The 21840-nt window shown below is 71.5% G+C and carries 16 protein-coding genes and 2 pseudogenes; 11 read left to right on the forward strand and 7 right to left on the reverse strand.

From position 1 onward, the window contains the following. Positions 1-95: 95 nt before the first annotated feature. From Air01nite_RS42045 to Air01nite_RS20115, 3 genes and pseudogenes are all read left to right on the forward strand, one after another. Positions 96-528, forward strand: a pseudogene (locus tag Air01nite_RS42045) (SseB family protein); the annotation flags it as partial. Between the two features lie 596 nt (positions 529-1124). Further along, a complete protein-coding gene (locus Air01nite_RS42090; protein WP_505606724.1) occupies positions 1125-4580 on the forward strand; it encodes an SseB family protein in 3456 nt (1151 codons plus the stop codon). Further along, the gene (locus Air01nite_RS20115) at positions 4577-4942 is read left to right on the forward strand and encodes a UCP033725 family protein (RefSeq protein WP_203704227.1); all 366 of its coding nucleotides are present in this window, start codon (positions 4577-4579) and stop codon (positions 4940-4942) included. The genes Air01nite_RS42090 and Air01nite_RS20115 overlap by 4 nt, the downstream gene beginning before the upstream one ends. 15 nt (positions 4943-4957) lie before the next feature. Here the strand turns inward: Air01nite_RS20115 and Air01nite_RS20120 are convergent, their stop codons facing one another. After that, positions 4958-5878, reverse strand: coding sequence for an alpha/beta fold hydrolase (locus Air01nite_RS20120; RefSeq protein ID WP_203704229.1), 921 nt, complete (start codon positions 5876-5878; stop codon positions 4958-4960). Positions 5879-5959: 81 nt separating this feature from the next. Here Air01nite_RS20120 and Air01nite_RS20125 point away from each other — a divergent pair, with 81 nt between their 5' ends. Then, positions 5960-7051, forward strand: coding sequence for a C45 family autoproteolytic acyltransferase/hydrolase (locus tag Air01nite_RS20125; protein WP_203704230.1), 1092 nt, complete (start codon positions 5960-5962; stop codon positions 7049-7051). On the opposite strand, the gene Air01nite_RS20130 is transcribed toward Air01nite_RS20125, so the two are convergent. From Air01nite_RS20130 to acs, 5 genes are all read right to left on the reverse strand, one after another. Next, the gene (locus Air01nite_RS20130) at positions 7048-8403 is read right to left on the reverse strand and encodes a vanadium-dependent haloperoxidase (protein WP_203704231.1); all 1356 of its coding nucleotides are present in this window, start codon (positions 8401-8403) and stop codon (positions 7048-7050) included. The genes Air01nite_RS20125 and Air01nite_RS20130 overlap by 4 nt on opposite strands. A 106-nt stretch (positions 8404-8509) precedes the next feature. Continuing rightward, on the reverse strand, positions 8510-9433 hold the full coding sequence (locus Air01nite_RS20135) for a helix-turn-helix domain-containing protein (RefSeq protein WP_203704232.1): 924 nt from the start codon (positions 9431-9433) through the stop codon (positions 8510-8512). 82 nt (positions 9434-9515) lie between these two features. Then, positions 9516-9911, reverse strand: a complete 396-nt coding sequence (locus tag Air01nite_RS20140) for a hypothetical protein (protein ID WP_203704234.1) — start codon at positions 9909-9911, stop codon at positions 9516-9518. Between the two features lie 97 nt (positions 9912-10008). Then, the gene (locus Air01nite_RS20145) at positions 10009-12438 is read right to left on the reverse strand and encodes an immune inhibitor A domain-containing protein (RefSeq protein ID WP_203704253.1); all 2430 of its coding nucleotides are present in this window, start codon (positions 12436-12438) and stop codon (positions 10009-10011) included. Between the two features lie 257 nt (positions 12439-12695). After that, a complete protein-coding gene (gene acs / locus Air01nite_RS20150) occupies positions 12696-14660 on the reverse strand; it encodes an acetate--CoA ligase (RefSeq protein ID WP_203704235.1) in 1965 nt (654 codons plus the stop codon). 206 nt (positions 14661-14866) lie between these two features. On the opposite strand from acs, the gene Air01nite_RS20155 reads away from it, so the two are divergent. Next, positions 14867-15619, forward strand: a complete 753-nt coding sequence (locus Air01nite_RS20155) for a Fic family protein (RefSeq protein WP_203704236.1) — start codon at positions 14867-14869, stop codon at positions 15617-15619. A gap of 218 nt (positions 15620-15837) precedes the next feature. Here Air01nite_RS20155 and Air01nite_RS20160 read toward each other — a convergent pair whose 3' ends face one another. After that, entirely contained in the window at positions 15838-16641 is an 804-nt protein-coding gene (locus Air01nite_RS20160) for an HAD family hydrolase (protein WP_203704237.1), read from the reverse strand. Between the two features lie 512 nt (positions 16642-17153). Here Air01nite_RS20160 and ssd point away from each other — a divergent pair. From ssd to Air01nite_RS20190, 6 genes and pseudogenes are all read left to right on the forward strand, one after another. Next, positions 17154-18194 carry a septum site-determining protein Ssd gene (ssd, locus tag Air01nite_RS20165; protein WP_203704255.1) on the forward strand — a complete coding sequence of 347 codons (1041 nt, stop codon included), beginning with the start codon at positions 17154-17156 and terminating at the stop codon, positions 18192-18194. Next, complete coding sequence (locus Air01nite_RS20170) at positions 18191-19411, forward strand: TadA family conjugal transfer-associated ATPase (RefSeq protein WP_203704238.1); 1221 nt, start codon at positions 18191-18193, stop codon at positions 19409-19411. Before ssd ends, Air01nite_RS20170 begins: the two co-directional genes overlap by 4 nt. Before the next feature lie 485 nt (positions 19412-19896). Beyond that, positions 19897-20346 (forward strand): annotated as a pseudogene (locus Air01nite_RS42050) (hypothetical protein); the annotation flags it as partial. Beyond that, positions 20346-21011, forward strand: a complete 666-nt coding sequence (locus Air01nite_RS20180; RefSeq protein WP_239090825.1) for a type II secretion system F family protein — start codon at positions 20346-20348, stop codon at positions 21009-21011. The pseudogene Air01nite_RS42050 and the gene Air01nite_RS20180, both read left to right, overlap by 1 nt. 21 nt (positions 21012-21032) lie before the next feature. After that, positions 21033-21200, forward strand: a complete 168-nt coding sequence (locus tag Air01nite_RS20185) for a DUF4244 domain-containing protein (RefSeq protein WP_373310435.1) — start codon at positions 21033-21035, stop codon at positions 21198-21200. Between the two features lie 152 nt (positions 21201-21352). Next, positions 21353-21658 carry a TadE family type IV pilus minor pilin gene (locus Air01nite_RS20190; protein ID WP_203704241.1) on the forward strand — a complete coding sequence of 102 codons (306 nt, stop codon included), beginning with the start codon at positions 21353-21355 and terminating at the stop codon, positions 21656-21658. Positions 21659-21840 lie beyond the last annotated feature (182 nt).

Raw genomic sequence — 21840 nt, forward strand, 5'->3', positions numbered from 1 at the left:
GGATGCTATGGCCCGTGACGTCCCTACATCGTGATCTAGCCGACACCTTGTAGGTTGTACGCGATGCGTCTGGCCTGTCCGGGAAGGGGGTGGCCGTGACCGACTGGGAACCGGCCACCGAGGTCGAGGCCGCGATGCGAGACGCGCTCCGGGCCGGCGATCAAGAACTTTACTTCCGGATCCTGGCCCGGTCCGAGCTGCTGCTGCCCGTCTCGTCGGAGGCCCTGGCCGGGCGTGCTCCGGTGGGTTGGGGCACCTGGACCACCAACGGGCGCACGCACGTCCTCGCCTTCACGTCCGGTGACGCTCTGCGCATCTGCCTGGCCGACAACGCCGGTTCGGCGCGGCGCATGCCCTACCACGACCTGGCCTCAAGCTGGCCCAACCTCGAATGGTGGCTCGCGGTCAACCCGGGCCTGCCCATCGAGGGCTACCTACCGGCGTGGTTCGTGTCCCAGCTCGCCCGGGGAGACGTCCGACTACCTGGCCGCACGATGGGCGCCCGCGCCCGCCTCGACCGGGCCGAGTCCGCCGCGCGTGCGCGGGCACGGGCGACCGTGCCGGGGCAGGTCGTCCAGGGTGAGATCGTCGAGCCGCCGTTTGTCGACCGCGCCGCGGCCGCGAGCGGGCCCGTGCTCGAACCGGACAGCATCGAGCCGCCGCAGCGGAACAGGCCGACCCGGCCCCCGGGCTTCGACTCGCCCATCGCGGCCAGCCGGCGCCGCGGCGGGGTGCCGCCGACCGATGCGACACCGTCGTCCCCCGCGACTCCGCCGCCTTACCGACAGCCGCTGCCGCCGCCGCAGGTCACCGATGCCACGCCGTCGTCGCCTGCGGCGCCGGCGCCCTATCGGCAGCCGCTGCCGCCGCCGCAGGTCACCGATGCCACGCCGTCGTCGCCCGCGGCGCCGGCGCCTTACCGACAGCCGCTTCCCCCGCCGCAGGTCACCGACGCCACGCCATACCCGCAGCGGCCGACGGACAACGGATACGGTCGCCAGCCCGCGCCCAACAGCGAAGCGGCAGCCTGGCCGCCGCCGGTCGTCCGCGGTGAGCAACCGCCGCCGGCTCCCTCGCGCCCCGCACCGGAACCCCGCGAGGTCACCGACCGGCCCTCGCCCACCATGCGCCCCCGGTCGCCGTTCCGTGAAGACCCGGCACGATCGAGCCCGCCCGCCCGGTTCGGCGAAGCTCCGCGTCCGCCGCGACCACTTGCCAGGCCCACGTCGGGTGGTGGGTTCTTCGGGAGCGACCAACCCGACCCGCCGGCACATCAACCGCCTCGCGAGGACCGCCCGGCGGCGTGGTCGCCTGCCAACGGCACGCCCGCACCCAACGAGGGCGCGCCGTGGCCGCAGGCCGGCGCCACGCCAGGCTGGCCGGACGGCGTCGCGGCATCAGGCCGAGCGACACCGGCTTGGCCGTCGGCCGCGGCATCCGCTCCGGCGGTTTCGCCCGCGGAGACACCACAGCCGCCGGCCCAGTCGTGGCCCGCGCGGTCGGCGTTGCCTGGCGAATCAGACATTCCGGGTACGCGCTCCCCGCGGTCATGGGCCGAGGGTCAGGGCGCGGCCCCGTCCCCGCGGTGGTCCGACCGCGGCCAAGCCGGCTCGCCGCTGCCAAGCCGGGCGAGTTCGGAGTCGTCGGCGTCCGCCACCGCACAACCGTGGCCGGGAGAGCGCACAGCTGGCGACGCGAGCCCGCAAGGCACAGCGCCGGCCGCCCAGCCGCGGCCAGGACAGGCCACGGCGAGCGGCGCGGCGGCGGCCAACCTCTGGTCCGCTGGGTCCGCGGGGGGTCCACCGTCGCTACCGAGCGCGGGCACCGCTTCGCCGCAATCCTGGGTCGACCGGGCCGCGGCGACGGACGCTGAACCTGCAGGCCCCCCCGCGTCAGGCTCTGTCGCGCCGCAACCGCCGTCGCCTGTCGGCGAGGCACGAGCGGGCGCGACGTCGGGTTCGTCCCCCACGGATTCATGGACGAGCCGGCAGCCGTCACGCCCCGCGTCCGACCAGCAGGTCGGAGCGGGCGCCGGGCCGACGGCGCCGCGTGCCACCGACCTGTGGGCGCAACGAAAGCCCGCCGGCGCAGGCGAGCAGTCGATCCCCGGTGCGCCCGGGCCCCGTGCGACCGACCTTTGGTCTTCCGCCGGCACCGATGGGCAGACAACGCCAGCCGGGCCGGGCTCCGCCCCCGCGGACATGTGGTCGGAGCGCCAACCCTCCAACGGAGCTCCGCGCGGCGGCCAAGCGCCTGGTCAGGGACAAGCCCCTTCCGATCTATGGGCTGTGCAGCAAGCGCCGCCGCACGCCGCCTCCTCGCCGGCGGCAGCCGGCGACAGCAAGCCTTCGTCCGCGGACCTCTGGTCTGGCGACAAGCCGGCCACCTCCGACGAGTGGTCGGGCCGGCCGGCTGCTCCGACGACGGCCGGGTCGGCCGCGGCGGGACAGCCCGATCCCGCTTCCGGCGGGAGGGAAACCCCCTCGGCGACAGACGATCGCGGCGGGCAGCCGTCTCGCCGTGCGACGGATCTGTGGGCGTCGCGGCAGCCCAGCAGAGGGTCGGCCAAGGTAGAGGACCGGAGCAACGCCGCGCAGTCTTCCGCGCACCAGACGGACCTGTGGCCGGGTCGCTCCACCGGCTCGACATCGCCCGACGGGCAGGCCAACGAGGCAGCACCCGCGCAGAGTCCAGTCGTCAGCAACGCGGGCGGATCCGCACCGGACCGGTCCAACCCGGACTCCGCGGCCGGGCGTGGCACGGATCTGTGGTCCGACCGCGGTGACCCGCAGGGCCGCACCGACGTCGCGGGCGGTGGGCTTGCTGCGGGTGGCGGTGAGCGATCCGGCAGCAACGCGGACGCGACGGGGCAATCGGCGGGCAACTCCGCGGCTGGGCGTGGGGCGGATCTGTGGTCTGACCGTGCTGAGCAGGCTGGTGATCCGCAGGCTCGCGCGGACGCGGCGGGCCGCGGGCTTGCTGCGGGTGGCCCTGAGCGATCCGTCAGCAGCGCTGACGTGACGGACGGGCGGCCGGCGGACGGCGCGGCTGGGCGTGGGGCGGATCTGTGGTCCGACCGTGCTGAGCAGGCTGGTGACCCACAGGCTCGCGCGGACGCGGCCACGGACGGGCAAGCCTCGGGCGGCTCCGCGACTGGGCACGGGACGGATCTGTGGTCCGACCGTGCTGAGTCCGCCGACAACCAGGCGGGCCGCGCGCCGGCGGGTGAGGTTGTGGCCGGTCGCGCTGAGCGACCAGGCGAAGCAGACGCAGCCGACCGGAGGCCGCTGGACGAGCCCGCGAGCGACGCCGGCGGCGCCAACGGCGACCGAGAGCTAGCGGCCGGCCCAGAGGATCGGTGGTCCGCCACCGGCTCGTGGTCCGATCGCTCGACCGACGTCGCGGCCAGTGCCGCCGCCGTCGACATGACGCCCGCTGCTGCCAGCGGCCAGGCGCCCACGGACGGGTCGGATCACCCGTCGGCCGGCTGGGCCAGCACCTGGGCCGACCGCACGCCGACCACCGGCACCGCAACACCGTCCTGGTTGGACCAGCCGCAACCCCAGCGTCAGGACACCGTCTTCACCGCCGGCGCGGGGCCCGTGCCGGCCGACTTCCGGCCCGCCAACGACGTCGAGGAGAGTCTGCTCAACGCGGCCGGTGACGGCAGCACCGACACGTTCCTGTCGACGCTGCTGCTGGCCCGGGTGCTGTTGCCGGTGTCGCCCGACTCGAAGCCCGGCGCCCAACCCGGCAGCGACGGCTTCGTCTGGCGCACCGAGACCATCGACGACGAACCGTACGTCGTGGTGTTCACCTCGCCCGAGCGGATGGCCGAGCACGTCGACAAGATCCACGACACGGTCATGGTCAAGTTCGTCAAGCTGATCAACAGCTGGCCGCAGGAGGACTGGTCCTTCGCCGTCAACCCCGGCACTCCCGTGGGCGCGAAACTGCCCGGCGCCCAGATCGTCGCGCTGGCCAGTTGGGCCGCCGACGTCGGGCTCGACGCCAGCGACGACGAGCCGGTGGCCGCCGCCGCGCCCAGGCAAGAGGCGCCCGCGCCGGCTCCCGAGCCCAAGGCCGTCGACCCCGCACTGCCGACGATGATGCAGAAGACCATCGCGCCGAGTCAGGTCGACTACTACCTCGAGCGCGGCTACGACCGGGTTTCCGGGTTCGTCCACCGGGTCTCCGAGGTCGCCCACCTGCGCACGCCGGCGCAGCTGTTCACCGCGCTCGGCCTCGGCTACGCCAACAGCCCGTTCGCCGCCGACGCCGACGAGGTCTACGTGCTGCGCTGGCCGGCCTACCGACCCAGCCTTTACCGCATCCCGTACGGCGGCCCGAACGAGAGCGCCATGCGCGCCATGGAGGGCTGGGTCATCGAGCGCGCGCCCTTCCGCGGCAACGGTTTCGCGCCGGGCGAGGGCACCGACGTCATCGCCGAGTTCAAGGTGGACAGTGCTCGGCTGCCGCACGGCGCGCAGCTCTGGTTGGTGCGCCGCGACGGGTCCGAACAGGTCGTGGCGACCCTCGACGCCGACGCGCCCAGCTGGAACCGGGACGGTGCCAAGTGACCCGAGACGGCTACGTGGCCCGCTGGCGGGACCGCGAGTACGACGCCACCCCCGACGGCGAGCAGGTCCGCATCTACCAGCCGGATCCGGGGGAGGGCTTCACCGAGGTACGCACCGGCCGGCACGTCCGGGTCGTGCCGGTGGCCGAGGTCGACGAGCTCGCCTACGTGCGCACCACCTGCTCCTGGAAGGGTGAGCCGTTCATCGTGCTCGCCGAGCATGACGGGTGGCTGCGGGTCGAATACACGGGCGGACGCGCCCCGATCGCCGAAGCGCTCGGCCTCGAGGCCTTCGACTTCGGCGTCTACCAGGGCTGGGCGCCCGCCAACGAGGTCACCGACCTACGCGAGCAACGGGCATAGACGAGAAACAGAGCCCTAGGACTTCGCCCACCGCAGCACCTCGCCCAGCACCAGGTCCGGCGCCTCCAGGTGCGGATAGTGGCCAACACCTTCCAACAGCCGCCACTCGTACGGCGCCACGCAGTAACGCCCTGACCCCTGCGCCGTCCGCGCCAGCACCGCCGGGTCCAGCGCTCCGTGCAACTGCAGCGTCGGCGTCGTCAGCGGCGTCTGCATCTGCTTGACGAACCGGTAGCCGTGCAGCCGCATGACGGACCGGAACGCCCACCGGTAGCCCTCCAGCGCACAGAACGCCGCCTGCGGAATCCGCATCGCCTCCTGGCACCGCGCCACATAGTCCGCGAACCCGGCCGTCTCCGGCCACGCCGGCCCCGACCACCGCCGCAGGAACTCGCCGACCATCGCCGCACCGTCGCGGACCAGCACATGCTCGTACCGCGGAAGCTGGAAACGCAGCGTCGGCGTCGCCGCGCTGAACTGGCCGCGCGGGTCCGCGAAGATCGCGGCCCGCAGCCGCAGCGGGTGAGCGGCGCCCAGCACCACCAGGCGGCGCACCATCTTCGGGTGGAATGCCGCGGCGGCCCACCCGACCATCCCGCCGAACCCGGCCCCGACGATCGTCGCCTGGCGCTCACCCAGCGCCCGGATCAGCCCGGTGACGTCGGCCGCCATCGTGAACCCGTCGTACCCCCTGGGTGGCTTGTCGCTCGCACCGTAGCCCCGCATGTCGACCGCGACCGCCCGGAAGCCGGCGTCGGCGACCGCGGGCAGCATCTCGTGCCACGCCCACCAGAACTCCGGGAAGCCGTGCAGGAACAGCACGAGCGGCCCGGCGCCGGCCTCCACCACGTGGAAGCGGTTGCCGTTGGCACCCACCGACCGGTGCGTCCACGGCCCCTCGACCAGGACGCTTGTCTCGTCTACCACCGGTTCCATTCGGCCAGCGTAGGTCAGCGGCGCCCCGAACCGGCTCCGGAGATCTCCCGTAGGGTCTTCCTAGGCACTACCGTCAGGCCCATGACACTGCCGGTCCCTTACGTCGACGTCCACGGCACGCCCGGCGAGTGCGGCTTCGCGTACGGGACGGCGGCCCGCGACCAGATCGCCGCCAACCTGGACCTTTACGCAGCCCGCTTCCGCGCCGCCGGCCTGAGTCCAAGATCCAGCCAAGCGGCCGGCGACCGGTTCCGTGCGGAAACCACCACAAGGTTCCCGCGCATCGCGGAAATGCTCGATGCCACCGCGGAAGGCGCCGGCGTCACCCTCGGTGACCTTTACGCAGTCAACGCTCGCACCGAGCTGATCTACGGAGCCACGCCGGACGACGGCTGCACGGTTCTCGGCGCTCTCGGCACCCACACGGCCACCGGTCACACCCTGCTGGCGCAGAACTGGGACTGGCACCCCGACCAGCGCGGCACCATGTTGCTGCTGAGCACCACCGACGAGCGCGGCCACCGGGTCGTCACCCTCACCGAGGCCGGCATGCTCGCCAAGGCTGGGCTCAACTCCGCCGGCGTGGGCATCTGCGTCAACATGTTGACCACCGACCAGGACGGGCTGAAGGGCGCAGCCGTGCCCTATCACGTCGTCCTCCGGGCCGCGCTCGAAGAGACCACCCTCGGCCGGGCGCTCAAGGCGGTCGTCCCCAGCCCCCGCAACGCCTCGCTCAACCTGCTGGTCGGCCAGTCGGGCCCGGCGGGCGGCGAGTTGATCGACCTGGAGCTGATCCCCGGCGGGGCCGGTTGGCTGCACCCCGAGAACGGCGTCCTCGCTCACGCCAACCACCTCGAGGCCGCCCTGCCGGCCCGCGACCTGGTCAACGACTTCGGCGGCTCGACGCTCTTCCGCGCCGCCCGCGCCCGGCGACTGCTCACCGCGGCCGCCGAGACGGGCAAGCTCACCGACGACGACCTGGTCGCCGTGCTCCGGGACCACCAGAGCTACCCCAACGCGATCTGCCGCCACGTCGACGAGCGGGACGCCTACGCCGACCACTCGGAGACCGTCTACACCGTCGCGATGGACCTCGACGAGCGCCGTTTCGGGCTCGCCGAGGGTCCACCGTGTCAGCACGAGCTGCGCTGGGTCGAGCTGGGCGAAGGCTAGCGGAGCCGGCTGTTGAACACCTGGTTGGCGATCGCCTCGCCGGTGTTGTAGCCCTGGTCGGCGTCCCACTGCCAGTGGACGCCGAGGTAGATCCGGCTGCGCCCGTTCTCGCGCGCGGCGGCGGTGAACGTGCCCGGCGCGCGCGTCACGCCCACCGCGTGCGGGTCCTCCGTGGTCAGCACCTCGGGCATGCTGTCGCTGTTGAAGTAGCGGCGCATGATCCCGGCCCAGGCCGCACCGAACGTGGCGTGACCCGAGACGTACGCGGGGAAGTTGGGCGAGAACCGGGTCACGTTGTCGCGCATGACCGACAGCGGCTTCCAGTCGGTGATGGGCGCGGTGCTGGCGTTGCCGTCGCCGGCCGCCTCCCGGATGCCCGTCTCCGGCCGCCACAGGTCGATCGAGGTCTGGTACTTGGCGTCCCAGGCCGCGATGGCGGCGTCGGCCATCGCCATCGCGACCAGGGCGAACAGCTTGGCGTTCTGCGCCTCGGTGAGGCTGCGGGCCGAGGAGACCTGGTTGGTGTGGTAGAAGAGCTGACCCGGCGGCTTGTACGTGCCGTCCAGGTCGCACGCCCAGAAGAACGCGATATCCGTCTGGACCTGGGTACGCGTCGCGCTGATGTCCCGGCCGAGGTCACGTACCTCGTTGAACTGGGCCGTATAGGCCGCGCTCTGCAGCATCGCGGTGACGGTGGCGAAGCCGCCTGGCAGCGGCGGACGGAACTGGGAGCCGGAGCTCAGCGAGAACGGCCGAACGAGGCCCCAGTTGGGCGTCTTCGCGTCGCCGGAGCCGGTGGGACGCCACTGGCCCGGCGCCGTGCTCGGCGTGTACGGCGTCGTGTTGGTCGAGCCGTCGTTGACGCGGTTGTTGAGGATCGCGACCGCGGCGTCCTCACCGATGCTCGTGCTCCAGCCTTCCGGCCCGGGCTCGCCGATCGGCGGGTAGGCGTTCGAGTCGCTGAGCGCCTTGGTGAAGCTCATCGTCGGGAACACCGACTGCAACACGCGGTACGCCGCCCAGTTCACGTTCTGGCCGAGGTCGTAGGAGAAGTTGCCCTGTCGCGAGTACTTGGCCAGGTAGGGAGCGCCGATGTTCGCGAACGAGTTGTAGGCGTCGTAGATCGCCAGGTGCATCATCGCGCCGGCCCGGCTCAGCAGGGTGGGCGATGCGGCGGGGTTGCCGACCGCGGCGCGGTAGGCGCCGAGCAGGATGCGGTTCCAGTAGAGAACCTTGTCGAATCCCGGTGGGATCGCGAGCGCCGGTGTGCGGGCGAGCGTCGTCGCGCCGCCGACCGCGACGATAGTGGCGCCGGCCGTGGTCAACAGCCGGCGTCGGGACAGAGCGGTCAAGGGAGCCTCCGTGGTGGTGGTGGCGTTGAGATCGATGTAAATCGATCTTGAACCAACACCCCCGGCGTACGGGAGGGCAGAGTGGACGCTGGCCGGAAGCGGACGCTCAGACCCAGCCGCGTCGGGCGGCGGCGATCCCGAGGGTGAGCCGGTTGGTCGCGCCGAGGCGTTCCTCGAGCACCTCGAAGTTCCGCCGGACCCAGCGGGTGCTGCGGCCGAGGCTGCGCGCGATCGCCTCGTCCTTGAGCCCCACCGCGGCGAGCCGGAGCACCTGACTCTGCGCCGGGGAGGGCGGGTCCGCGTCGCCGGCGGCGCGCCCGAACGGGACCGACCGGCTCCACAGCAGGTCGAAGTAATGCCGCAACGCGGTCAGCAGACCGCCGGCGCGCACGACCAGGGCGAGCTGCTCGCGTGGGCCGTTGACCAGCAGCATCGCGCCGTGATCGGCCAGCACGAGGTCGCCGGGAAGCAACGGATGCACCCTCAGCTGCCCGCCGGCGGCGACCAGACCCTCGGCCTCGGCGCGCCCGGCCGGCTGCTCGAGGACGTCATTGCTGCAGACCGTGCGGAAGCGCGCCGGTGTGGTGAGGTGGCTGAGCCGGCGCGCGGCCGCCCATCGTTGCTGGAACGGCGTGGTCGCCGCGCCGGCCTGGACCGTGTAGCAGGGACCCTTGGAGTAGGTGGTCAGTTCGTGCCAGTGCGCCGCCATGTCGGCCGCACTGCGGGCCAACTCGGTCGCACCGGGACTGCCGGATCCCGTGGTCGGGAAACGCCGCTCCAGCAGCTCGAGCTGCGTGTAGTCGTCGTCGAGCCGGGTGAGCGCGTTGAGCAGTTGGCGTTGCCGCCCGGCCAACATGCGGCGCAGGGCGATCCCCGGCGGTGCGACGGTCAGCGATCCCGTGCCGCTGTCGCGGCGGACCAGGCCGTTGCTGACCAGCTCGTGGACCGCTTCGTCGTTCTCGTCGCCACTCTCGCCGGCCAGCAGTTGTTCGTAACGCAGGCGTGCGTCATCGGATAGGAAGACGTCCATGATTCCCCCGTTGGAGTTCCTGCGATGATGCTCCGACGGAAGATGATCTGTGTCAATAAGTAGATCAGTTGATAACTATCAGTCACTGCCGCTTGAACGACACCAGCGCGTACGGCGTACCCTCGCCGCAGTCGATCTTGACCCGCAGAGGCGCGACCGTCGCGGTGATGTAGCTGCCTTCATCGAGGACGAGCCCCGAGTCGTTGTGCAGCGCGAAGCGCTCGTTGTCGTCGTTGACGACCGCGTAGCACGGACCCGAACCGCCCTCGATCACGCGCCCGGAGATGGTGTCACCCGCGTTGAAGTCGCTCGGGGTGCTCGGCCCGACCTTCGGCGGCGCAGAACCGGATTGGGGCGGCCCTGACGGCGACACGGCGGATGGCGACGGCTCGGCTGACGGAGAGGACACAGCGCCGCAGGCAGTCGTCACGGCGCCCGCCAGGACGAGGGCGGCGACGGCGACGATGCGGCTGCTCACATGCACCTTCCTTGGACGCTGCGGCGTTGGCGAGGGTTCCGAAACGGGAACGCCCCCGCACCACCGAAGTGATGCGGGGGCGCCGTACCCGAGAAGATCAGTTGACCTTGATCTTGACGGAAGTGCCGTTCTCCTCGAGCACCTTGATCTTCACTCCGACGGCCGGCAGCTTGACGCCGTGGTTCGGCAGCGCCGAGTCGAAGTAGTTCTTGGTGTCGTCGAAGACGGGGTTCGCCTCAACTCCGCGGATGTACATGGCCTGGTCGAAGTGGTGCAGGGTGAACGAGTCGCCCTTGCGGAGGCTGAACGGTGCGTCGTAGATCTGGACCCGGGTCCGCCACGGCAGGCCGTCGAGGCGGTAGAGGGTCTTCGGACGGGCGTCGACGTAGAGGTTGAGACCCTCACCGGGGTGCTCGCTCACGTTGTTGTCGCCCTGCGAGGTGTCCCAGTAGGAGACCAGCAGACCCGTCTGGTACGGGAAGTGGTCAACCCGGTCCTCGGTCGGCCGGTTGAAGTAGTACGGGCCGTACTGCAGGTACTTGTCGTAGCTGACGTACGTCCGCCAACCGGCGATGTAGTAGTGCGGGTGCTGGGTGATGAACGTCGACTGGATGTTCTGGAAGCCGTCGACGGTCCAGCCCATGTTGCCGGCCGCGTCACCGTCGGCGAACACCGTGGTGCTGCCGTTGGTGATGGCGACCTTGTCGACGAACAGACCGTTGGGCAGGTCGACGTTCGGGTTGCCGCGCTGCGCCGGGTCGGTCTCGTAGCGGAACCGCAGGCCGACCGTCTTGCTGGCGAACGCCGACAGGTCGAACGTCGCGTCGGTCCACGTCTCCTGGACACCGTCGATGCCAGCGCCACCCTCGGCCTCGGTGGCCGTGGTGATGTTGCCCTTGATCGGGACGAAGCCGGCCCCGGAGTCGACCTCGACGTACGCGAAGTCGCACGGGTCGGCGCCGCAGTCCTCGATGTCCCAGCGGGCCTTGAAGGTCAGCGTGGACGTGCCGGCGGGCAGGGTGACCTGACGCGTCAGCGTGTGCGCGGCCGCGTTGGTCAGGTCGTCGGCGTCACCGCTCCACCACTGGTAGGTGCCGTCGGCGGGAGCACCGACCTGGTGGACGACGTCCTTGAGGCCGAGCGGAACGACCAGGGCCTGCGGCTTGTCGGAGTTGTATTCCTCCGGGCCGAGGGTCCAGGTGTCCTTGACGCCGGCCGGCGTCACCACGTAGTCGAGCCAGCCGAGCTGGAGCTTGTTCCAGGCGCCCAGGTCGCCGGCGCGGTCGCCGATGAACTGCTCGCCCTTCGCGCCGAGGCGGCTCTGCGCCATCAGCGTCCAGTACTCGTTGGGGTTGTCGCCCTGGCCGGTGGTGTCGTAGTCGTCCGGCAGACCGAGGTCGTGCGAGTACTCGTGGTAGAAGACGCTCCGACCACCGTTCTCCGGCTGGATCGTGTAGTCGTAGATCCACACGCCACTGGTGCCGATCTGCGCGCCGCCGATCGGGAAGTCGACCGGGCCCTGACCGGTGCCCTGGAAGGCCGCCCAGCGGTGGCTCCAGATGGCGTCCTCACCCTGGTGCGGGTCACCGTCGGCCTGGTCGCCGCCGGAGTGGACGATCTGGAAGTGGTCGATGTAGCCGTCGGACTCGTTGAAGTTGCCGTCGCCGTCGTGGTCGTAGCGGTCCCACTCGTCGAAGCTCTTCAGCTCGGCGTTGACCTCGGCGGCCGGCCGGCCCTGGGCGAGCTGGTCGGCGTACCAGGCGTTGGCGGCGTCGCGGATGAGCGCCCAGGTGTTGCTGCAGACGTTGCCCTGGCACACGGCCGGGTCGTCGCCGGGCTGGCCGTCGCGCACCGGGTCGTTGGACCGGCCGTAGCGGGCCTCGTTGTAGGGCACCTTCACCCAGTTGGTGACCGTGCCGTCAACGGTGTAGCGACCCGACGACTGCGTCTCCATGTACTGCTTCAGCGACTCGTCGTTCTTGCCGGTGCCGAAGTACAGCTTCTGGAAGTGCTCCTGGTTGAAGTCGGGCTGCCAGATCGTGGAGTTGTCCTTCGCCCGGTTGGGCTCGGGGATCTGGTTGTGCAGCGGGCCCTCGAAGGTGGTGGGACCCGCGACGTTCGGGTTCATGTCCTTGTCGGGGTAGCTCGGGTGCCGCTGGTTCCCGAACTCGGTCAGGATGACGAAGATCTTGTCGGTCTTCTCCCGCTGCAGCTCGACGTACTGGTCGACCTTGGTCTTGCCGGTCCGCTTCTGGGCGGCCTTGCTCAAGTCCTTCTGGCCGACCTTGACGACCTTGCTGCCGTTGACCATCTGCGGCGTGGCCTTGCCGGCGATCACGTCTTGAATCGCGGAGTCCCGCAGCTCGCGACGCTTCGACTCGAGCGGGTTGGAGAGTTCGTCCGAGACCAGTTGGGGCTCGGACTGCGTGGGGGCGTTCGCCGCCGCCTGCATAGGCGTCTGGCCGAGCGCCGCACCGCTCAGCGCGAAGCTGGTTGTCGCGGCCAGCGACAGACCTAGCAGCCCCACTGCGACTTTGCGCACGTGGATACCTCCGGTGTGAGGGAGCCGTCCTCGGGGGGTAACGAGGGCGGACGATCTGGTCCCTAATGAGGGACCAAAGAGGAAACTAAGCATTACTGGGGCCGGAGGGAAGCGGGGCGCGTCGATTTATTTCAAAAATCTTGGCGGGCGGGGCACCCACCGTCACATAGATGCCCGCTACCTGGATGCAGAAGCGGGCGAACCCAACACAGGGTCCGCCCGCTTCTTTCGTGTCGCGTCGTTTACTCGTCGTCGGATTTAGCCGACTTCATGCCGTCCGAGATGAGTTCCATGACCGTCGAATCCTGCAGCGTGGTGACGTCGCCGAGCGACCGGTGCTCGGCCACGTCGCGCAGCAGCCGGCGCATGATTTTCCCGGACCGGGTCTTCGGCAGCTCGGCCACCAGCATGATCTGCCGCGGCTTGGCGATCGGGCCGAGCGTCTTCGACACGTGGTCGCGCAGCTCCTTGATCAGCGCCTCGCCCGCGTCGCCCGCGGTGTCGACCGAGCCGCGCGGGATCGTGAACGCGACGATCGCCTGGCCGGTCGTCGGGTCGGTCGCGCCGACCACCGCCGCCTCCGCCACCGACGGGTGCGAGACCAGCGCCGACTCGACCTCGGTGGTCGAGATGTTGTGGCCCGACACCAGCATCACGTCGTCGACCCGGCCGAGCAGCCACAGGTCGCCGTCGTCGTCCTTTTTGGCGCCGTCACCGGCGAAGTACATGCCCTGGAAGCGGCTCCAGTAGGTGTCGATGAACCGCTGGTCGTCGCCCCAGATCGTGCGCAGCATCGACGGCCACGGCTCCCGGAGCACGAGGAACCCGCCGCCGCCGTCGGGGACGCTGCGGCCCTCGTCGTCGACCACGTCGGCAGAGATGCCCGGCAAGGGACGCATCGCGCTGCCCGGCTTGGTCGCGGTGACGCCCGGCAGCGGCGAGATCATGATGGCGCCGGTCTCGGTCTGCCACCAGGTGTCGACGATCGGCGTGTTCTCGTGCCCGATGTTCTTGCGGTACCACATCCACGCCTCGGGGTTGATCGGCTCGCCGACCGAACCGAGCACCCGCAGCGACGACAGGTTGGCCGCCGCCGGGAACTCGTCGCCCCACTTCATCATCGTGCGGATCAGCGTCGGTGCGGTGTAGAGGATCGTGACGCCGTACCTGTCGACGATGTCCCAGAACCGTCCCTTGTGGGGGGTGTCGGGGGTGCCCTCGTACATCACCTGGGTCGCGCCGTTGGACAGCGGCCCGTAGACGATGTAGGAGTGCCCGGTCACCCAGCCGATGTCGGCGGTGCACCAGTAAACGTCCGTCTCCGGCTTGAGGTCGAAGACCGCATGATGGGTGTACGACGCCTGCGTCAGGTAGCCGCCGGTGGTGTGCAGGATGCCCTTCGGCTTCGCGGTCGTGCCGCTGGTGTAGAGGATGAACAGCGGGTGCTCCGCGTCGAACGGCTGCGCCTCGTGCTCCGTGCTGGCGGCCTCGACGGTCTCGTGCCACCAGTGGTCCTTGTCGCCCCACGCCACGGGCTCGCCGGTGCGGCGGACGACCAGCACATGCTCGATGGTCGGGCACAGGGCGACCGCCTCGTCGACGGTCGGCTTGAGCGCCGACGGCTTGCCGCGCCGGTAGCCACCGTCGGCGGTGATCACCACCTTGGCGCTGGCGTCCTGGATGCGGCCCGACAGCGCGTCGACGGAGAAGCCGCCGAACACCACGCTGTGCGTCGCGCCGATCCGGGCGCAGGCCAGCATCGCCACCGCGGCCTCGGGGATCATCGGCATATAGATCGCTACGCGGTCGCCGGCGCCGACACCGAGGTCGGTCAGCGCGTTGGCAGCCTGGCAGGTCAGCTTGTGCAGGTCGGAGTAGGTCAGCGTGCGGGTGTCGCCCGGCTCGCCCTCCCAGTGGATGGCGACCTTGTCACCCTTGCCGGCCGCGACGTGCCGGTCGAGGCAGTTGTAGGCCACGTTGAGCGTGCCGCCGAGGAACCATTTCGCGAACGGCGGGTTGGACCAGTCGAGCACCTGGTCCCACTCTTGCGCCCAGTCCAGCCGCTGCGCCTGCTTGGCCCAGAACGCCAGCCGGTCCGCGTCGGCCTCGGCGTAGGCGTCCGACTTCACGTTGGCCGCCTCGGCGAGCGCGGCCGGTGGCTCGAAACGTCGGTTCTCCTGAAGCAAGTTCGCCAAGGTCTCGCTCATCGTCACGCTCCCTGCGCCGGGGTTGGGGGTCTGTCGAGAAATCTAGTGTCCGGGCCGCCTGGGCTGGGAGGGCTCGGTGGGGCGGTGCGCGCGCCGAGTGAACTCGCACACGCGCCGATGGGCCGGGCGGCGTGCGTACCTGTTCGAATCTTGCCATCTCCGCGCGCTTTCGCGCATCCGCTGCGCGCTCCGATAGCGTTGTCTCCGTGCTAGCTGATCCCTTGGCCCCGTTGCTGGAGCTCGCCGACGTGCAGGACGCTCTGGGCGACGCGCGGGAAGCCGTTGATGCCGCGATGCGGCATCGGGCATTGCGCCGGCAGGGTGGTGCGGTCGCGGCCGAGATCAGCCTGCGGTCCGCGGTCGCTTCGGCGGCTTTGGCGGGGTACGCGCACGAGCGCGAGCAGGTGCGCGCCGGTGTGGTGACCGAGCCCGTGGTGCAGGGGTGCCTGCGGGTCGCGGCGGCGCTGCCGTCGCTGGTCGACACCTGGCCGAAGGCGCCGCGGCAGGTGCTGGCGCGGTTGGACGTGCTGGCTTCGCGGGGGTCGGTGCCCGCAGCCGAGTTGGGGCATCCCGTTTCCGGTCCGGACGTGGGGCCGCGGTTGGACGCCTTGGCGTCGCTGGTCGCGGGCGGGACGTCGGCGCCACCGCTGGTGCTGGCGGCGGTCGTACACGGTGAGCTGTTGGCTTTGCAGCCTTTTGTCGGTGCTCCCGGGGTGGTGGCGCGGGCCGCGGCGCGGTTGACGCTGATGTCGTCGGGCTTCGACCCGCGTGGGCTGATCGCGCCCGAGGTGGGGCATTTGGCGCGGCAGCCGGAGTACGTCGGTGCGGCCGGCGCGTTCGCGACGGGTACGCCGGACGGGGTGCGGTCGTGGTTGCGGCATTGCGCGCTGGCGGTTTCGCTGGGTGCCGCCGAGCTGACCTCCGTGGCCGAACAGACGTGGACGGCGCCTCAAGCCTGAGGCGCCGTCACTCACGTCCGGCCGGGTTACCAAGCGTGCACCTTGAGTCGTCTGCGGCGGTCCGAAGATCCGCCGGGACGCGCCTGCCGCGGCTGGTCGCGCGTGGGTGCCCGGTGGCCGTGCACGGAGCCCATTTTCATGGGGTCCGCACTCCCTTTTCTACGCCGATGACCGCTTGATCGGAAGCCTTTGCCCGGGTTGTGTCGTTTCTTCGTGTCTCACGTTGCCGGGGCCGTGCGGGTGCGGCGGTGGCGGCCGTACCAGGCGATGCCGATCGCGACGCCCACGCCGACGCCGATCGCGGCGGCGGCCATCGGGACGGCCGGGCGCTCGCGCAGCCGCCGGCCGATCGGGATCGGGTGCCGGAACTCCAGCACCGGCCAGCCGTTGTCGCTGGCCAGGCGGCGCAGCGAGCGCACGGGGTTGACCGCGGTGGGGTGGCCGACGCACTCGAGCAGCGGGATGTCGGAGGTCGAGTCGGAGTAGGCGTAGCAGTCGGCCAGGTCGTAGCCGCGCTCCTTGGCCATCGCCTTGACCCCGTCGACCTTGGCCGAGCCGGCGGCGTAGAACTCGACCTCGCCGTTGTAGCGGCCGTCGGTGACACCCATCCGGGTGGCGATCACGTCGGTGATGCCGAGGAGCGCGCCGATCGGCTTGACGATCTCCTCGCCGGAGGCCGAGACCAGGACCACGTCGCGGCCGGCCGCCTGGTGCTCGTCGATCAGGGCGGCGGCCTCGGCGTAGATGTAGGGGTTGATCAGCTCGTGCAGCGTCTCGGTGACGATCTGCCCGACCTGGTCGACGGGCCAGCCTTTGCAGAGCGTAGCCAGGTAGTCACGGATCTTTGCCATCGACTGGTCGTCGGTGCCGCCCAGGCGGAACATCAGTTGCGCGTAGGCAGACTTGACGACGTCACGGCGCGTGATGAGCCCATCACGATAGAACGGACGACCGAACGCCAACGCGCTTGACTTGGCGATGACGGTCTTGTCCAGATCGAAAAACGCGGCGCTGCGGCCCACGATCGAAAGTCTAATGTGCGGCGCGAAATGTGGTGGCCCGCCCGGGGTGGCCTACCGCATAGCCTGGTACAACTTGGTACCGCCCCTCCGACACGGCGACCGATGTCACGGATCTTCATCGGCGTGTCGTGCGAGTTGGGGCAAACGCCACTCGACGCGCACCGCGCATATCAGGCATGCTAGTTGAGACACGATTTCCCGTCGTGTTTCCGACCCTCGGCGGTTGCACCCCCCGTAGCCGCTGAGTGGGTTCGGCTCGACCCCCCCGGAGCCGAACCTCAAGGCGACCCCCGTCTCCCCCCGACGGGGGTCGTCGTTTTTCGTCCGTCCTCTGTGGCGCATAGCATCCGCGGCCCGTTCGTGGCCGGTTGTCCACAGGTTCGCGGTTATCCACAGCGTTCCGCTTTGGCACGTGTGGGTCTCGCCGACTGACGGAAGGTGTGTGGGTCCTGCCCGCCCCTCTCGTGGAGGCCCTCGCGATGTCCGCTGTTCGTTTCCGTCTGCCGCTGGTCGTGACGGCCGACACTGATCTGCTCGAGGAACTGCTGCGGATCGCGGCGGCCGCGGGCACGCAGGTCGACGTCGCGCCCGATGCTGTCGCCGCCCGGGCTCGTTGGTCCGGTGCACCGCTCGTGGTGGTCGGGGCCGACCAGGCCGCGGGCTGTGTCCACGCTCGGCTGCCGCGCCGGCAGCGGGTGGTGCTGGCCGGGTGCGGTCCGGCGCCGGGTTTCGCGTCGGCGGAGTCGTTGGGTGCCGAATATGTGCTTCGCCTCCCTGAGGCCGAGGAGTGGCTGTTGCGTCGGTTCGGCGCGTTGTTCGGCGACGGCTCCGGTCGGGTGATCGCGGTGCTCGGCGGTCGGGGCGGCGCGGGGGCGAGCGTGCTTGCCGGTGCGTTGGCTGTGACCGCGGCTCGGGACGGGCGGCGGGCTCTGCTGGTCGATGGCGATCCGTTCGGGGGCGGCATCGAGCTGATGTTCGGGTGGGAGCAGGTTGACGGGCTGCGGTGGCCCGCGCTGGCCTCGACCGAGGGCGCGCTTGATCCGGTCGCGCTGGTGCGGTCGCTGCCGGCGCGCGGTGACCTGGTGATGGTGTCGTTCGATCGGGGCGCGCCGTTGTCGTTGCCTCCCGCCGCGATGGCCGCCGTGCTCGACGCTGGGCGGCGGGCGCGGGACGTGGTCGTGGTCGACCTGCCGCGACGGCTCGACGACGCCGCCGTCGCCGCGTTGCAGGGGGCCGACCACACGCTGTTGGTTGTGCCGGCCGAGCTGCGGGCCACGGCGGCGGCCGGGCAGGTGGCCAAGGCGGTCGCGTTGCATTGCGCGTCTGCGTCCGTGGTTGTCCGCGGGCCGGCGCCGGGCAAGTTGTCCGCCGCTGAGGTGGCGGAGGCGGTCGGGTTTCCGTTGGCTGGGTTGCTGGAGTCCGAGCCGGGGCTGGTTCGGAGTCTGGAACGCGGAGATGCGCCGGCGTCGGGTGGGCGTGGGCCGCTGGCCTCGCTGTGCCGGCGGGTGCTGGCCGACGTTTTCGCCTCGTCTTCCTCGGCGGTGGCGGCATGACGACGGCGTTGCCGGCCAACCCGCCGCCTTACGGTGCGGCCGATGTGGCTGGCCGGGTGCGGCGGCGGTTCGCGGCGGGTCGCGACGAGGTGAGCCCGGCCGCCGTGGTGGCCGCGGTGCGGGAGACGGAGCGGGCCGGCGGTGCGGTGCTCGGCGACCGCGACGTGCTGCGGCTGGCCGCCCGGGTGCACGACGATCTCGTCGGTGCCGGGCCGTTGGGTCCGTTGCTGTCGGATCCCGATGTGACCGACGTCCTGGTCAACGCGACCGAGGTGTGGGCTGACCGGGGTCAGGGGCTGCGGCGGGAGCGGGTGGTCCTGGCCTCGCCCGACGCGGTGCGCCGGCTGGCACAGCGACTGGTGGGTGCGGCCGGTCGGCGGCTCGACGACGGCGCTCCCTATGCGGACGCGGTCCTGCCCGACGGCACCCGGTTGCACGCCGTGCTGCCGCCGGTGGGCACCGGCGGGCCATATCTGTCGCTGCGCACGTTCCGCCGGCGCCCTTACACGCTGGCCGACCTGGTGGCCCGCGGCACGGTGCCGGCGCCGGTCGCCGACCTGCTGGCGGCGGTGGTCGCGGCCCGGTTGGCATATCTGGTCGTCGGTGGCACGGGCTCGGGCAAGACAACGCTGCTCAACACGCTGATCGAGCTGGTGCCGCGGGACGAGCGGATCGTGCTGGTCGAAGACGCGGCGGAGCTGCGGCCCGCTCACCCGCACGTGGTGAGCCTGCAATGTCGAGTGTCCAACGTGGAGAACCGCGGCGAGGTCGAGATGACCGACCTGGTTCGCCAGGCGTTGCGGATGCGCCCCGACCGGCTGATCGTGGGCGAGTGCCGGGGTGCTGAGATCGTGGATCTCCTGCGCGCCCTCAACACCGGCCACGAGGGCGGTGCCGGCACCCTGCACGCCAACGCGATCTCCGACGTGCCCGCGCGGTTGGAGGCGCTGGGCTTGTTGGGCGGCTTGCCCCGGGTCGCGCTGCACGCCCAGATGGCGGCGGCTCTGCAGGTGGTCCTGCACATGCGGCGCACGACGTCGGGCCGCGTGCTGGAGACGGTGGGGCTCGTGGTCGCGGAAGGTCCGGACCGCTTCGTCACCGTGCAGCCGGTCTGGGACCGCGCCGCGGGCTTGTCGGCCGCGGCGGGCGACCTGGCGTCGTTGCTGGCGTCGCGCGGCGTCCGGGTCCCGGAGATCCTGTGGCCCGGTGCGCGATGACCGCTGTCATCTTCCTCTCGGTGGCAGTTGCCGTCGTGCTGGTGATCGGGTTGCTGCGTGTCAGACGGTCGCGGGCTTTGCGGCGGCGGCAGCGATCCGTTCTGACGCCCGCTGCCGGGCGTGCCCGTCGGTCGTCTCTTCGGCCGTCGCGGATGCTGGTGCTTTCGTCTGTCGTGTCAGGGCCGCGGTGGCGGCCCGTTTCGCTGGCGCTTATCGCCGGGGCGTCGGTGGGATTTCTTGCTGGCGGTGCGGTCGCGGCGACGGCGTTGGGTGCCTACGGGGTGGTGGCCGTGGTGCTGCTGCGGCGTCGCCGGTTGGCCGCGGCTCGTCGCGCGGCCAGGTCGGCGCTGCTCGACCGGTTGACAGGGTTGGCCGCCGATCTTCGTGCCGGCGTCCCGATCCAGGCGGCGGCAAGGGATTCCGCTCTGGTCGGCGAAGCGGACGGGTTGACCGCGGCTCGTGGCGGGGCCAGGTCGGTGCTGCCTGACCGGCTGACGGGGTTGGCCGCGGACCTTCGTGCCGGCGTCCCGATCCAGGCGGCGGCAAGGGATTCCGCACTGGTCGGCGAATCGGGCGGGTTGACCGCTCTGGCCGGCGGAGCGGGCGGGTTGACCGCGTTGGCCGGCGCGGCGGTGGCGTTGGCCGAGCGCACGGGTGCGCCGTTGGCGGAGCTCATCGATCGGATCGAGGCCGACGCCCGGGCCGGGGACCGCGCGCGGGCCGCGGCGATCGCGCAGGCGGCGGGCGCACAGGCCACTGCGCTGCTCCTCGCCGCCTTGCCGGTGGGTGGGTTGGCGCTCGGCTACGCGATCGGCGCTGATCCGCTGGCGATCCTGCTGGGCACGCCACTCGGTGCGATCTGCGCTCTCTGCGGCGTCGTCCTGCAGATCCTCGGCCTCGTCTGGTCGCAACGCCTGCAGCCGAGGCTGCCATGATGCGCGGGCTCCGACGGCCGCGCGCGGCGCGGCGGTTGGCGTCGCTGTCGAACGCACCGAAGCCGCGGCGGCGTCCCGACCTCGCCAAGCTCGGCGCGCTGGCGACGGCGGCCGCGACCGCGGTGCTCGTCGACGGCTGGTTGGGTCTCGCCCTGGCCGCACCGGCGGCGGTCGTCGCGCACCGGGTCATCGGGCGGCTCGAACCCCCGGAGGCGAAGGAGCGCCGGCGCCGCGAGGAGGCGGACGCACCGATCTGCGCCGACCTGGTCGCCGCGGCGCTGCGGGCGGGTGCGCCGGTCGACGTTGCCGTGCTCGGCGTCGCCGACGCGCTCGGCGGGCCGGTGCGCGAGCGCCTGACCACGGTGGGCCGTTCGCTGCGGCTGGGAGCCGAGCCTGACGAGGCGTGGGGCCACCTGGCCGGCATGCCGGGCGGCACCCGCATCGCCGCGGCGGCGGTCCGATCGTCGGCCAGCGGAGCGGCCCTCGCGGGTGCCCTGACCCGGCTCGCGGACGACCTCCGCGCCGACCGCGCGGCGGCGATGGAGGCGGCAGCGCGCCGCGCCGGCGTACTCATCGTGCTGCCACTCGGTTTCTGCTTCCTGCCCGCTTTCATCCTCGCCGGTCTCGTCCCGGTGATCGTCGCCCTCCTCGGCGACTTCCTCTGACCGACAGAAAGGAGTCACCCCGTGCGCAAGCTCCTTGCCCGGATGCGCGATGACGACGGCATGACCACCGCGGAGTACGCGGTCGGCACGGTCGCGGCCGTCGCGTTCGCCGCCGGGCTGTTGAAGGTCGTCACCTCCGACAGAATCCTCGCCGCGCTTTCCGCGGTCATCAGCCGAGCGCTCGGCTGATGGCACGGGCCCGTCTCATGCGACCCGCACCGCCGCGTCGACTCCCAGGCGGCGAACCTCCGACGCCGCCGGGAGTCCTCCGGGGCCGGCGCGGCCGGTCGTGGCCGCGGTGGACGGGCCGTGGCCGCGACCGCGGCTCGACAACGGCGGAGTTGGCAGCGGCCACACCGGCGGTGGCCCTGCTGCTCTTCGTCGGCGTCGCCGCGGTCGCGGCCACCCAAACCAAACTCCGGTGCGCGGACGCCGCCCGCGACGCGGCCCTGGCCGCCGCCCGCGGCCAGGAAGGCGGCCTATCGGCGACCCACACGGCACCGGACGGCGCCACCATCACAATCCAAATCGCCGGCGACACGGTCACTGCCACAGTCACGGCACCGGCCCGCGTCGTAGGCACCCGCCTACCACCGATCGAGGTCTCAGCAACGGCCGTAGCCGCCCGCGAACCGGACCTGCCATGACGACGACGCCCGGTCCGCGGACTCGACCGACCCGTTGCCCACCTGGCCCCCGCAGCATCGTGCTCCTCGCGCGATGGCGTGGCGCCCGCGGAGCCGGCCCCGAGCGGCCTCACGCCGCCTGCTGGTCGCGATGGCGGAGGAACCGGCCGCGGACACGCTCGTCCACGGCGCTGCTCGCCGTG

This window comes from Asanoa iriomotensis (assembly GCF_016862515.1).
In the GTDB taxonomy this organism is placed as follows: Bacteria; Actinomycetota; Actinomycetes; order Mycobacteriales; family Micromonosporaceae; genus Asanoa; species Asanoa iriomotensis.